A 12,922-nucleotide genomic window follows, 5' to 3' on the forward strand; every position below is an offset into this window, starting at 1 on the left:
GGCCGGGCCATGCTTGACACCAGGCACGCCAAACGCCATCATTCGATGATGGAATTGATGCCTGGAGGGCGGTGGGCATGCGCACGACATTGGCCTTGGATGACGATCTGATCTCCCAGGCCCAGGCCTTCACCGGCCTGACGGAGAAGTCGGCGATCGTGCGCGAGGCGCTCAAGGCGCTGATCGAGCGCGAAAGCGCGCGCCGGCTCGCCCGCCTGGGCGGCAGCGAATCGGGGTTGGAAGCCCCATCGCGGCGGCGCGGCGGGGAACCCGGGTGATCCTGGTCGATACCTCGGTCTGGGTCGATCACCTCCGCTCCGGCGATTCCGGGTTGATGGACCTGCTCGACGCCGGAGCGGTGCTGGTTCATCCCTTCGTCATCGGTGAGATCGCCCTGGGGCAACTGCGCCAGCGGGACCTGATCCTGAGCATGCTGGACAATCTTCCCCGGGCCCGCGTCGCCGCCGACCGGGAGGTGCTGTTCTTCATCGACCGCCATCACTTGGCGGGGCTGGGCATCGGCTATGTGGACGCGCATCTCTTGGCGGCCGCCACCCTGACGCCGGACACCCGCCTGTGGACACGGGACCGGCGCCTGGGGGACGCGGCCGAGCGGCTGGGGCTCGCCTGAGGCCGTCAGCCGCCGATCAGCGCCAGCCATTCCGCTTCGGTGAGGATTGTCAGCCCCAGCTTTTCCGCCTCGGCCAGCTTGGATCCGGCGCCCGGTCCGGCGACCACGTAATCGGTCTTCTTCGAGACGCTGCCGACCACCTTGGCGCCCAGCGATTCGGCCCGCGCCTTGGCCTCGGCCCGGGTCATGGCGGTCAGCTCGCCGGTGAACACCACCGCCTTGCCGGCCACCGCCGAAGTGCCGGACACCGGGGCCTGGGCGTCCTGGAGGGTCAACTGGGCGGCGAGGTCGTCGACCACCTCGGCGTTGTGCTCTTCGGCGAAGAAGGCGGACAGGTCGGCGGCGACCGAGGGGCCGATATCCTCGATGGAGGTGAGCTCGGCCTGGGCCTCGGGGTCGCCCGCCGCCACCCTGGCCATGGCCTCGCGCCAATGGGCGAAGGTGACGTAGTGGCGCGCCAGCCGCTTGGCGGTGGCCTCGCCGACCTGGCGGATGCCCAGCGCGAAGACGAAGCGCTCCAGCGCGATGGTGCGCCGCGCCGCGATGGCGGCGAACAGCTTGGCCACCTTCTTCTCGCCCCAGCCCTTGAGGTTCTGCAGCCGCTGCAGCCCGGCGGAATTGCGCTGTTCCAGGCGGAACAGATCGGCCGGGGTGGCGATCCAGCCGCCCTCCAGCAGGGTCTCGACGTTCTCCTCGCCCAGTCCCTCGATGTCGAAGGCGTCGCGGGAGACGAAGTGGCGCAGCCGCTCCTTGACCTGGGCCGAGCACGACAGGCCGCCGGCGCAGCGGCGGATCGCTCCGTCGGCCTCGCGCAGGGTGTGGCTGCCGCAGACCGGGCACAGCTCGGGGAAGGCGAAGGGCACGGACTCCTCGGGCCGCTTCCCGGCCACCACCGCCACCACCTGGGGAATGACGTCGCCGGCGCGCTGGACGATGACGGTGTCCTTCTCGCGCACGTCCTTGCGGGCGATCTCGTCCTCGTTGTGCAGGGTGGCGCGGCTGACCATCACGCCGCCCACATTGACCGGCACCAGATGGGCGACCGGGGTCAGCGCCCCGGTGCGGCCGACCTGGATCTCGATGCGCTCGACCACGGTGGTGGCCTGCTCGGCGGGGAATTTGTGGGCGATGGCCCAGCGCGGGGAATTCTCGCGCATGCCCAGCCGCGCCTGCCAGTCGAAGCGATCGACCTTGTAGACCACGCCGTCGATGTCGTAGGGCAGGGCGGCGCGCCGCTCGCCGATTTCGTGGTAGACCGCCAGGGTGTCGTCCACGGTCTCGCAGCGGCGGGCTTGCGGGTTGACGTCGAAGCCCCAGTCGCGCAGGCGCTGAAGCAGGGCGGAATGGCTGTCGGCCACCGGCTCGGAGACCTCGCCCAGGGCATAGGCGAACAGCGACAGCGGCCGTGTGGCGGTGACGCCGGAATCGAGCTGCCGCAGCGAGCCGGCGGCGGCGTTCCTGGGATTGGCGAAGATCTTGTCGCCGGCCGCCTCCTGGCGGCGGTTGAGGTCGAGGAAATCGGCCTTGGCCATGTAGACCTCGCCCCGCACCTCCAGCACCGCCGGGGCGCCGGTGATGGTGGCGGGCAGCCGCCCGCGCGCCACCAGGGTGGTCAGGTTGGCGGTGACGTCCTCGCCTTCCGAGCCGTCGCCGCGGGTGGCGCCCTGGACGAAGCGCCCGTTCTCGTAGCGCAGGGAGATGGACAGCCCGTCGATCTTGGGCTCGGCCACCAGGGCCACCGGCTGGTCGGGACCCAGGCCGAGGAAGCGGCGCACGCGGCCGTCGAAATCGCGCACGTCCTGGTCGTCGAAGGCGTTCTCCAGCGACAGCATGGGCACCGCGTGGCGGACCTTGCCGAACCCGTCCGCCGGGGCGGCGCCCACCGCGCGGGTCGGGCTGGCGGCGGTGGCCAGTTCGGGGAAGGCGGCCTCGATGGCCTTCAGGCGGCGCTTGGCGGCGTCGTAGGTGGCGTCATCGACCTCGGGCGCGTCCTCGGCGTGGTAGGCGCGATCCCAGCGGGCGATGCGCTCGCACAGCTGGGCATGCTCGATGCGGGCCTCGAACGGGGTGAGCGCGGACGTGTCCATCATACTCCCGTTTATAATCCGCCGCCGGTCGGGGCGCCAGAGTGCTCCGGTAGCATAGGTTTCCACGCCCATTGCATTAGGCTATTCTGACATTCGTCTGGGATGTTCGGGGGGCGATATGGCGATGGATATGAGCCGCCGGCTGGCCGTCAAGGTTCTGGCCGCACTCGCCGTGCCGCGCCTGGCCGGAGCGGCGGCGGCGCCGTTGCGCATGGCGATCCTGCCCTATCTTCCCGCCCAGGATCTGCACCGCCGGTTCTCGGGCCTGCTGGGCTGGCTGGGCCGGCGCATCGGCACCGAGGTGGAGCTGTTCGTCGCGCCCGACTACACGACCATGATCGAGATGGTCGGCCGCGACCAGGTCGATCTCGCCTATATGGGGCCGGCGCCGTTCGTCCAGATGGCCGCCCGCTTCGGCGGCAAGCATCTGCTGGGCCGGCTCGAGGTGCGCGGCATGGCGACCTTTCGCGGCATCATCGTGGCCAAGGCGGCCGATCCGGTGAACACCCTTGCCGATCTGCGCGGCCGGCGCTTCGCCTTCGGCGACCGGCAATCGACCATGAGCCACCTGCTGCCCCACCACATGCTGCTGCAGGCCGGCCTGCGGCTCGGCGACCTGGCCGGCCACGAATTCCTGGGCAGCCACAACAACGTCGCCCTGGGGGTGCTGTCGGGCGAGTTCGACGCCGGCGCGGTCAAGGACGAGGTGTTCGAAAGCTATCGGGTCCGCGGGCTGAAGGCGGTCGCCACCACCGTCCCGGTGTCCGAGCAGGTGTTCCTGGCCACCAACCGCCTGCCCGCCGACCTGCGCCAGCGGGCGGCGGCGGCGCTGGCCGCGGCCTGGGCCGATCCCGAGGGACGGGCCGGGTTGTCGGCCATCACCGCCGGCGTCACCGGCCTGGTGCCGGTGGCGTCCTCGGACTTCGACGAATTGCGGGTCATCCTCGACAGCCTCGCCGCCGCCGGGGACGAGCGCTAGGCATGGCACGCCTTCTCCACGCCACCAACATCGCCCTGGTCGCCCTGGTCGCCACCCTGCTGGCGGCCATGACCGCCGCCTATCTGCTGATCTTCTTCGGCGAGCGCGAGCAGCGGCTGGAGCAGGACCGCTGGCACTGGGAACGCCAGCTCGGCCTGATCGACGGCTTCATCGCCGAGAACCTGGGCAAGCACCGCTACCAGGACGTCGAGGAATTCCTTCTGCGCTGGACCCGCGAGAACGGCCGGGTGGTGCGGCTGGAGGCCCGTTTTCCCGACGGCACCCCGCTGACCGAGTACCGGGTGGACCGCGCCGTCCCCCACGTCATGACGTACCGGCGCGACATCCGGCAGCAGGAGCGCCTGCGCCTGACCCTGGACGTGGCGGTGGACAACGGCGCCATCCACGCCCAGTTCGTCGCCATCGGCTGGTGGTTCGCCCTGATCGCCCTGGGCTTCACGGCGGTGCTGAGCGCGCTGATCTGGTTCATCATCCGCCGCCTGGCGCTGCATCCGGTGGAAGCGGCCTGGATGTCCGAGCGCTTCCGCCAGCAGGACGAGATCCGCAAGCTGGCGCTGGTCGCCGACACCACCTCGAACGCGGTGGTCATCACCGATGCCGAGGGCCGCATCGAGTGGGTCAACGCCGCCTTCACCCGCATGTGCGGCTATGGCCTGGACGAGGTCGCCGGGCGCCGGCCGGGGGATTTCCTGCGCGGCCCCGCCACCTGTCCCGACACCGCCCGGCGGCTGTCCGAGGCGCTCCAGCGCGGCGAAAGCTTCGCCGGCACGCTGGTCAACTACACCAAGGCCGGCAGGCCCTACTGGGTCGAGATGGACATCCAGCCGATCCGCGGCGAGGACGGGAGGGTGGAGCGCTTCTGCGCCGTCGAATCCGACGTCTCGCAGCGCAAGGCCGACGAGATCGCCCTGAAGCGGGCGGCCAGCGTGTTCCGCCACACGGTCGAGGGCATCCTCATCACCGACGAGGGCGGCACCATCCTGGACGTCAACCCGGCCTTCAGCGAGATCACCGGCTACAGCGCCGCCGAGGCCATCGGCCAGACGCCGCGCATCCTCAAGTCGGACCGCCACGACCACGAGTTCTACCGGGTCCTGTGGCACACCCTGGAGCAGGTCGGCTTCTGGCGCGGCGAGCTGTGGAACCGGCGCAAGAGCGGCGAAGTGTTCCTGGAGTTCCAGACCATCACCCGCATTCCGGCCGGTGCCGACGGCGTGCCCGGCGGCTATGTCGCCATCTTCAACGACATCACCGAGGTCCGGCGCAAGGACGAGCGCATCGCCCATCTCGCCTATCACGATCCCTTGACCGGGCTGCCCAACCGCACCCTGCTGCTCGACCGTCTCGACCAGGGGCTGGCCATGGCGTCCCGCGACGGCAGCCACCTGGCGGTGCTGTTCCTCGACCTCGACCGCTTCAAGAACGTCAACGACACCCTGGGCCACCAGCGCGGCGACGACCTGCTGAAGGTGGTGGGCGAGCGCCTGGGCGATCTGATCCGCGCCAGCGACACCCTGTGCCGGCTGGGTGGCGACGAATTCGTGGTCGTGCTCACCGATTCTCCGGAGGAGCGCGCCGTCTCGGCGGTGGCCGACCGGATCATCGAGGCGGTCGGCCGCCCGGTCGAGCTGGGCGGCACCGTGGTGCAGGTGGGGACCTCCATCGGCATCGCCATGTCGCCCACCGACGGCAGCGACGGCGTGACATTGATGAAGAACGCCGACGCCGCCATGTACGCGGCCAAGGCCGCGGGCAAGAACACCTACCGCTATTTCAGCCGCTCCATGAGCGACAAGGCCATGGCCCGGCTGCGGCTGGAGAACGAGCTGCGCGATGCGGTCGCGCGCGGGCAGTTGGAGCTCTACCTGCAGCCCAAGGTATGCCTGCGCCGCGACGTCACCACCGGGGTCGAGGCCCTGCTGCGCTGGCACCATCCCGAGCTGGGGCTGGTGTCGCCGGCCGAGTTCATCCCGGTGGCCGAGGAAACCGGCCTCATCATCCCCATCGGCGACTGGGTGCTGGCCGAGGCCTGCCGCATCGCCCAGCGTTTCGTCGGGCTGGGTCTCGGCGACCTGTCCATTGCCGTCAACGTGTCGCCGGTGCAGTTCCAGGAGGGCCACGTCGCCGAGCGGGTGGCTGCGCTGCTGGAACAGCACGGGGTCGCCGCCGCCTCCATCCAGGTGGAACTGACCGAGGGCACCGTGATGGGCGATCCCAAGCGGGCCATCGACGTGCTGGGCCGGCTGTCCGAAAACGGCGTCTCGGTGGCGGTGGACGATTTCGGCACCGGCTATTCCAGCCTCAGCTATCTGCGCCGGCTGCCCATCGACACCCTCAAGATCGACCGCTCCTTCGTCAAGGACGCCCATCGCGACGTCGGCGACGCCGAGATCGTCAAGACCATCGTCGGCCTGTCCAAGTCCCTGAAGCTGATCGCCATCGCCGAGGGGGTGGAAACGGCGGTCCATGCCGACCTGCTGCGGGCCATGGATTGCGACCTCGCCCAGGGGTTCCACTTCGCCAAGCCCATGCGGGTGAACGACTTCCTGGGCTGGCTGGCCGCCCGCGAGGGACGTGAGGTGTCTGATTCCGCCCAGCCCGCTCCGTCCGTAGCCTCACCCTTCGAGACGGCCGCTGGGGCGGCCTCCTCAGGGTGAGGCCCGAATGACATGGCAGTGCGGTGTCCTGGACCCCTCCTACCCCATCGCCACCCCGTCCTCGATGGTGCCGGCCTCGCGGACCTGGTCGGTGAAGTAGCGCACGCGCTTGGCGGCGTCGGGGTGGGGCTTGCCGAAATAGTAGCCCTGGGCGTAGTCGATGCCGACCTCGGCCAGCAGCTTCAGGGTTCCGGCGTCCTCGACGCATTCGCCGACGGTGACGATGTTGAGATCGTGGCATAGCCCGGTCATCGCCTTCAGCACCGACCGGCCCTTGGGGTCCTTGGCGTCGATGACGTAGGCGTGGTCGAACTTGGCGAAGTCCACCGGCAGGTTGCGCAGCAGGTCGAAGGCCGAGCCGCCCGAGCCGAAATCGTCCAGCGAGATCTTCGGCCCCAGCCGGCGGATGCGGGTGAGCAGCCGCTTGGCTTCGTCCATGTTGTAGATCTGGGTGGCGTCGGTGATCTCCAGGATCAGGCGGCGCAGCACCTGCTTGTTGGCTTCCAGCAGCTTCAGCAGCGCCTGATAGAAGCCGGGATTGCCCAGCGAATGGCCCGAGATGTTGACCGCGATGTTGGCCAGTGTCGAGACCGTGCCCGGCTCTTTCATCATGGCGATGGCCTTGGTCACCGCCGCCAGGTCGAACTCGCCGATGACGCCCACGTCGGTGGCGAAGGGGATCACCTGGGACGGCACGAAGAAGGCGCCGTTGTGGATGATGCGGCTGAACGCCTCGTATTTCAGCACCGCGCCGGTGCGGACGTTGACGATGGGCTGGAACCAGAACACCAGCTTGTCGTCGCCCTTGATCATCTTGCGGAAGTTGCGCACCCGCACCAGGGTGTCGGCGATGGCCAGGCGGGCGCCGTCGGCCAGCGACTTCATGACGAAGCCGCTGCTGTCGCGACAGAAAGAGTTGACGATGTAGGACAGCGCCTTGCCGATGTCCTCTTCCGAAAGCTCGGAATCCTCCATGTCCAGGGTGGAGGAGCGGATCTTGAGCAGGGAGGCGTCGGCGGTTCCGCCGAACCTGTCGATCACGCCCGCCAGGTGCTTGCGCATCATCTCGGCGGACATGCTGGAATCGTGGACCATGCCGAAGGTACGCTCGGACAGCGCCGCCGCCGAGGCGCCGCGCACCGAGCATTCCTCGATGGCGTGGTAGAAGGTGGCGAGAAAGCTCTGGCCCAGCACCGGCTCGATGCCCTCCAGCCGGCAGCCCGACAGGTCGAACAGGGTGAGCAGGTAGTCCTGGCCCAGGCGGTTGGCTTCGTTCAGGCGCGACTGCACCATCTCGACGAACTTGGCCTTGGGATCGGACTCGTCACCTGAAACCCGGTCGGCGTCGGCGACGGCGATGGGCGGGACGCGCGACAGCACCAGGTGGTAGGTGTTGGGATATTGCGGCAGGCGGATGCCGGCCAGCCGCATGCGGCTGACGGTGCCGGCGGCGCCGACCAGGGTCAGCGGCGTGTGGTCCAGGCGGCCGGTGTTCCTCAGGCGCAGAAGGGCCTCGTCGTACCGCTTGCGGTCGCGCGGATAGACGAATTCCGCCAGCGGCTTGCCCATCATGTCGGCGTCGGTGACGCCGTGCAGCGCCTCGCCGGCGCCGGCGCAATAGCCGATGGTTTCCGCCCCGTCCCCTCCCAAACCCGAACCACCCCCACTGCCACCTTAGTATAATATTAACTTGTGCGCAATATTCCGCACAGCGTGTGCGCGCCCGCAGGCGTGAATGCGGCGCGCACGCCGGCGCCTGCCGGAAGTCGTTGCCCTCGACCCGCTTACGCCATTAGATATGCGGCGCGGAGACCACAAGCCGCACAAACAGGGGAGGAGGTTCGACCATGCGAGCATTCGTGAAATGGGGTGTGGCGGCTCTCGCCGCGATGACGGCCGGCCTGGGCGCCGGCGCGGCGCCGGCGGCCGAGCCGGTGAAGATCGGCGCGTTCCTGTCGGTGACCGGCCCGGCCTCGTTTCTGGGCGAGCCCGAGAAGAAGACCCTCGAGATGTATGTCGGGCGCCTGAACAAGGAAGGCGGCGTCGAGGGACGCAAGATCGAGCTGGTGATCTATGACGATGCCGGCGCCCCCGACAAGGCGGCGACCTTCGCCAAGCGCCTGATCCAGAACGACGGCGTCGACCTCATCATCGGCGGCACCACCACCGGCACCTCCATGGCGGCGATCAAGGTGATCGAGCCGGCGGCGGTGCCGTTCATCTCGCTGGCCGGCGGCATCGACATCGTCGAGCCGGTCAAGAAGTGGGTGTTCAAGACCCCGCATACCGACCGCATGGCGGCCGAGAAGGTCTTCGCCGACATGAAGAAGCGCGGCATCACCAAGGTGGCGATGATTTCCGAGGATGCCGGCTTCGGCAAGTCGGGCCACGACCAGTCGCTGAAGGTGGCGCCGCTCTACGGCATCGAGATCGTCGCCGACGAGGTCTATTCGCCCAAGGACCCCGACGTCACCGCGCAGCTGACCAAGATCAAGAACACCCCCGGCGTGCAGGCGGTGTTCAATTTCGGCTTCGGCCAGGGGCCGGCCATCGTGACCAAGAACTTCAAGCAGATCGGCATGTCGGTGCCGTTCTACCAGTCGCATGGCGTCGCCTCGAAGAAGTACATCGAGCTGTCGGGCGACGCCTCCGAGGGCGTGCGCCTGCCCGCCGCCGGCCTGGTGGTCGCCGAGCAGCTGCCCGCCACCGACCCGCAGAAGCCGGTGGTGACCGCCTTCAAGAAGGATTACGAGACCGCCTTCAAGTCCGAGGTCTCGACCTTCGCCGGCCACGCCTATGACGGCCTGCAGATGGCGCTGGCGGCGATCAAGCGCGCCGGCTCCACCGACAAGGCCAAGGTCAGGGACGAGATCGAGAAGACCTCGGGCTATGTCGGCACCGGCGGCCTGGTTTCCATGTCGCCCACCGACCACATGGGCCTGTCCCACGCCGCCTTCCACATGGTGGAAATCCGCAAGGGCGACTGGCTGCTGTCGGACTGATTCTTTGTGTTCTCGTCATGGCCGGGCTTGACCCGGCCATCCACGTCTGCGACATGGACCCCCGGGTCAAGCCCGGGGGTGACGTCGTAAAATACGGGGCTTTCGCTTCATCATGTTCGCCGAATTCCTCCAGTACATCCTGGCCGGGCTGACCTCGGGGGCCATCTACGCGCTGGCCGGGCTGGGCTTCGCCATCATCTACAACGCCAGCCACGTCATCAATTTCGCCCAGGGCGAGTTCATCATGATCGGCGGCATGGCGACCTCGACCCTGGTCGCCGCCGGGGTGCCGCTGCCGCTGGCGGCGGTGCTGGCGGTGCTGGTGACCATGGCGGTCGGGATGGCGCTGGAGAAGTTCGCGGTGGAACCGGCCCGGGGGGCCGAGGTGGTGACCATCATCATCATCACCATCGGCGCCTCGATCTTTCTCAGGGGCGCGGCGCAGATCATCTGGGACAAGGAATTCCACTCGCTGCCGGCCTTCTCGGGCGAGACCCCGATCCTGGTGCTGGGCGCCACCCTGATGCCGCAGAGCGTCTGGGTGGTGGCGGTGGCGATGGTGATCATCGCGGCGCTGTGGTGGTTCTTCAACCGCACCCTGTTCGGCAAGGCCATGCTGGCGGTGTCGTTCAACCGCGAGGCGGCGCAGCTGATGGGCATCGGCGTCAAGAAGGTGCTGCTGGTCAGCTTCGCCCTGTCGGCGCTGCTGGGGGCGGCGGGCGGCATCGTCATGACCCCCATCACCTTCACCAATTACGAGGCCGGCATCATGCTCGGCCTCAAGGGCTTCTCGGCGGCGGTGCTGGGCGGGCTGGGCAACGGAATGGGCGCCATCGTCGGCGGCCTGACGGTGGGCATCGCCGAGGCGCTGGCGGCCGGCTACCTGTCGTCGGCCTACAAGGACGCCATCGCCTTCGTCATCATCCTGTTCGTGCTGTTCTTCATGCCCAGCGGGCTGTTCGGCAAGAAGGGCACGGACCGGGTATGAACACGGCGCTTCGAACCCCCCGCGTCGCCGGCCTGGGCGCCCTGGCGCTGGTGCTGGCGCTGGCACCCTTAAGCTTCCCCAACGCCTATTTCTACGACGTGGCGGTGAACGCGCTGTTCAACGCCATCGTCTGCGTCGGCCTCAACCTGCTGATCGGCTATGGCGGCCAGATCAGCCTGGGCCATGCCGGGTTCTTCGCCCTGGGGGCCTACGGCTCGGCCATCCTGACCACCCGCTTCGGGCTGCCGCCGCTGGCCGCCATGCTGGCCTCGGCGGCGGCGGTCGGGCTGCTGGCCTTCGCCGTGGGCCGGCCGATCCTGCGCCTGAAGGGCCATTACCTGGCCATGGCGACCCTGGGCATCGGCATCATCATCCACATCGTGCTGAAGACCGAATCCTGGCTGACCGGCGGTCCCGACGGCATGGGCGTCGATCCGTTCCGGGTCGCCGGGCTGGAGGTGGCGGGCGACCGCATGTGGTACTGGGTGGCGGCGGCGCTGCTGCTGCTGGCGGTGTGGGTGGCGCTGAACCTGATCGATTCGCCGCTGGGCCGGGCGCTGCGGGCGGTGCACGGCTCCGAGACCGGGGCCGAGGTGGTGGGCGTCGATACCGGCCGCTACAAGATGCTGGTGTTCGTGGTCTCGGCGGTGTTCGCCAGCCTGGTCGGCTCGCTGTTCGCCCACAAGAACGGCTTCATCACCCCCGACATCGGCAGCTTCTTCCGCTCCATCGAGCTGGTCACCATGGTGGTTCTGGGCGGCATGGCCTCGACCTTCGGCGCCGTGCTGGGGGCCTTCATCCTGACCCTGCTGCCGCAGCTGCTGGCGGCGTTCGAGGATTACGAGGCGATGGTGCTGGGCGCCATCATGATGGGCACCATGATCTTCATGCCCAAGGGCCTGCTGCCCAGCCTGGCGCTGCTGCTGGCGCGGCGCAAGGGCGGGGAGGCCCGGCCATGACGCTGCTGCGGGTCGATGGCCTGTCCAAGGAGTTCGGCGGCGTCCACGCCGTCGAGAACCTGTCCTTCGCGGTCAATCCCGGCACCATCCACTCCATCATCGGCCCCAACGGCGCCGGCAAGACCACGCTGTTCAACCTGATCACCGGCATCTACACGCCATCGTCGGGGCGCATCCTGTTCGAGGACCGCGACATCACCGCCAAGCGGCCGTTCGAGCTGGCCCGCCTGGGCATGAGCCGCACCTTCCAGAACCTGCAGGTGTTCTTCAACATGAGCGCGCTCGACAACGTCATGGTCGGTCGCCACCTGCACCTGGACCGCCGCTTCATCCCCTCGCTGTTCCGCCTGCCCTCCATCGTGCGCGCCGACGCCCGCGCCCGCGCCGACTGCGCCGAGCTGATGCGCTTCGTCGGCCTCGACCGCTATGTGGGGGCCGAGGCGGCGCAGATGCCCTACGGCGCCCTGAAGCGCCTGGAGATCGCCCGCGCCTTGGCCGCCAAGCCGCGCCTGCTGCTGCTGGACGAGCCGGCCGCCGGCCTCAACGCCACCGAAAGCCGCGAAATCGACGAGGTCATCAAGAAGGTCGCCGCCACCGGCGTGACGGTGGTGCTGGTCGAGCACGACATGAAGATGGTGATGGGCATTTCCGACCATATCCTGGCGCTGGATTACGGCCGCAAGCTGGCCGAGGGCACCCCGGCCGAGGTGGGCGCCAATGCCGAGGTGGTGGCCGCCTATCTGGGAGCGGAGGCGTGATGCTGGAGATCAATGGCCTGGTCAGCCATTACGGCCGCATCCAGGCGCTGAAGGGCATCGACCTCGCCATCGCCGAGGGCGAACTGGTCGCCCTGGTGGGCGCCAACGGCGCCGGCAAGACCACCCTGCTGCGCTGCCTGTCGGGGGTCCAGCCGGTCACCGGCGGCGGCATCCGCTTCGAGGGCGCCGACCTCACCCGCCTGCCGGCCGAGCGGCGGGTCCAGCTGGGCATCGCCCAGGTGCCGGAAGGGCGCCAGGTGTTCGGCCCGCTCTCGGTCGAGGACAACCTGCGCCTGGGCGCCTATCGCCGCAAGGGGCCGGACGTCGCCGCCGACCTCGACCGCATGTACGCCATGTTCCCCATCCTGAAGGAGAAGCGGGCGCTGCCGGCCGGCACCCTGTCGGGCGGGCAGCAGCAGATGCTGGCCATCGCCCGGGCGCTGATGAGCCATCCCCGCCTGCTGCTGCTGGACGAGCCGTCCATGGGCCTGGCGCCGCTGCTGGTGGCCGAAATCTTCGCCACCATCCAGGCCCTGAAGGATTCCGGCACCACCATCTTCCTGGTCGAGCAGAATGCCTACGCCGCCCTGGCCATCGCCGACCGCGGCTACGTGCTGGAAACCGGCACCGTGGTGATGCACGCCGCCGGCGCCGACCTGCTCGCCGACCAGCGGGTCAAGGAAGCGTATCTCGGGATCTAGGGCGTTTCCCGCCACTTCTTCTTCGTCATGCCCGGACTTGATCCACGGCTGTCCGGTTTAATTTTCGGCTGTTAAGGGCCCCCTCGCCCGCCTGCGGGAGAGGGGGCGAGCGTCAGCGAGCCGGGGTGAGGGCGGCGCG

11 protein-coding genes are annotated in these 12,922 nt (G+C 68.8%); 9 read left to right on the forward strand and 2 right to left on the reverse strand.

What is annotated here, in order from left to right:
- The first annotated feature begins 77 nt into the window (after positions 1 to 77).
- Together MTBUT4_RS19150 and MTBUT4_RS19155 are read left to right on the forward strand one after the other, a co-directional pair.
- Positions 78 to 278, forward strand: coding sequence for a type II toxin-antitoxin system VapB family antitoxin (locus tag MTBUT4_RS19150; RefSeq protein WP_173981318.1), 201 nt, complete (start codon positions 78 to 80; stop codon positions 276 to 278).
- A complete protein-coding gene (locus tag MTBUT4_RS19155; protein ID WP_173981319.1) occupies positions 275 to 631 on the forward strand; it encodes a type II toxin-antitoxin system VapC family toxin in 357 nt (118 codons plus the stop codon). Before MTBUT4_RS19150 ends, MTBUT4_RS19155 begins: the two co-directional genes overlap by 4 nt.
- Positions 632 to 636: 5 nt before the next feature.
- Here MTBUT4_RS19155 and ligA read toward each other — a convergent pair whose 3' ends face one another.
- On the reverse strand, positions 637 to 2,721 hold the full coding sequence (ligA, locus tag MTBUT4_RS19160) for an NAD-dependent DNA ligase LigA (RefSeq protein WP_173981320.1): 2,085 nt from the start codon (positions 2,719 to 2,721) through the stop codon (positions 637 to 639).
- 115 nt (positions 2,722 to 2,836) lie between these two features.
- Here ligA and phnD point away from each other — a divergent pair, with 115 nt between their 5' ends.
- The gene (gene phnD, locus MTBUT4_RS19165; protein ID WP_173981321.1) at positions 2,837 to 3,697 is read left to right on the forward strand and encodes a phosphate/phosphite/phosphonate ABC transporter substrate-binding protein; all 861 of its coding nucleotides are present in this window, start codon (positions 2,837 to 2,839) and stop codon (positions 3,695 to 3,697) included.
- A 2-nt stretch (positions 3,698 to 3,699) separates the two neighbouring features.
- Complete coding sequence (locus MTBUT4_RS19170; protein WP_173981322.1) at positions 3,700 to 6,375, forward strand: bifunctional diguanylate cyclase/phosphodiesterase; 2,676 nt, start codon at positions 3,700 to 3,702, stop codon at positions 6,373 to 6,375.
- Between the two features lie 39 nt (positions 6,376 to 6,414).
- On the opposite strand, the gene MTBUT4_RS19175 is transcribed toward MTBUT4_RS19170, so the two are convergent.
- Complete coding sequence (locus MTBUT4_RS19175; protein ID WP_173981323.1) at positions 6,415 to 8,025, reverse strand: EAL domain-containing protein; 1,611 nt, start codon at positions 8,023 to 8,025, stop codon at positions 6,415 to 6,417.
- A 197-nt stretch (positions 8,026 to 8,222) separates the two neighbouring features.
- On the opposite strand from MTBUT4_RS19175, the gene MTBUT4_RS19180 reads away from it, so the two are divergent.
- From MTBUT4_RS19180 to MTBUT4_RS19200, 5 genes are all read left to right on the forward strand, one after another.
- Positions 8,223 to 9,377 (forward strand): ABC transporter substrate-binding protein, encoded by a 1,155-nt coding sequence (locus MTBUT4_RS19180; protein ID WP_173981324.1) that lies wholly within the window; start codon positions 8,223 to 8,225, stop codon positions 9,375 to 9,377.
- 112 nt (positions 9,378 to 9,489) lie between these two features.
- Positions 9,490 to 10,365, forward strand: a complete 876-nt coding sequence (locus tag MTBUT4_RS19185) for a branched-chain amino acid ABC transporter permease (RefSeq protein WP_173981325.1) — start codon at positions 9,490 to 9,492, stop codon at positions 10,363 to 10,365.
- Entirely contained in the window at positions 10,362 to 11,324 is a 963-nt protein-coding gene (locus MTBUT4_RS19190) for a branched-chain amino acid ABC transporter permease (protein ID WP_173981326.1), read from the forward strand. The genes MTBUT4_RS19185 and MTBUT4_RS19190 overlap by 4 nt, the downstream gene beginning before the upstream one ends.
- Entirely contained in the window at positions 11,321 to 12,082 is a 762-nt protein-coding gene (locus MTBUT4_RS19195; RefSeq protein ID WP_173981327.1) for an ABC transporter ATP-binding protein, read from the forward strand. The genes MTBUT4_RS19190 and MTBUT4_RS19195 overlap by 4 nt, the downstream gene beginning before the upstream one ends.
- Entirely contained in the window at positions 12,082 to 12,783 is a 702-nt protein-coding gene (locus tag MTBUT4_RS19200; RefSeq protein WP_371738167.1) for an ABC transporter ATP-binding protein, read from the forward strand. Before MTBUT4_RS19195 ends, MTBUT4_RS19200 begins: the two co-directional genes overlap by 1 nt.
- Positions 12,784 to 12,922: the final 139 nt, after the last annotated feature.

The organism is Magnetospirillum sp. UT-4, assembly GCF_902729435.1.
Taxonomy (GTDB): domain Bacteria; phylum Pseudomonadota; class Alphaproteobacteria; order Rhodospirillales; family Magnetospirillaceae; genus Magnetospirillum.

Coding starts and splice junctions, on each gene's coding strand:
- MTBUT4_RS19150 (WP_173981318.1), top strand. CDS start 78: ATGCGCACGACATTGGCCTTGGATGACGATCTGATCTCCCAGGCCCAG.
- ligA (WP_173981320.1), bottom strand. CDS start 2,721: ATGATGGACACGTCCGCGCTCACCCCGTTCGAGGCCCGCATCGAGCAT.
- phnD (WP_173981321.1), top strand. CDS start 2,837: ATGGCGATGGATATGAGCCGCCGGCTGGCCGTCAAGGTTCTGGCCGCA.
- MTBUT4_RS19170 (WP_173981322.1), top strand. CDS start 3,700: ATGGCACGCCTTCTCCACGCCACCAACATCGCCCTGGTCGCCCTGGTC.
- MTBUT4_RS19180 (WP_173981324.1), top strand. CDS start 8,223: ATGCGAGCATTCGTGAAATGGGGTGTGGCGGCTCTCGCCGCGATGACG.
- MTBUT4_RS19185 (WP_173981325.1), top strand. CDS start 9,490: ATGTTCGCCGAATTCCTCCAGTACATCCTGGCCGGGCTGACCTCGGGG.
- MTBUT4_RS19190 (WP_173981326.1), top strand. CDS start 10,362: ATGAACACGGCGCTTCGAACCCCCCGCGTCGCCGGCCTGGGCGCCCTG.
- MTBUT4_RS19195 (WP_173981327.1), top strand. CDS start 11,321: ATGACGCTGCTGCGGGTCGATGGCCTGTCCAAGGAGTTCGGCGGCGTC.
- MTBUT4_RS19200 (WP_371738167.1), top strand. CDS start 12,082: ATGCTGGAGATCAATGGCCTGGTCAGCCATTACGGCCGCATCCAGGCG.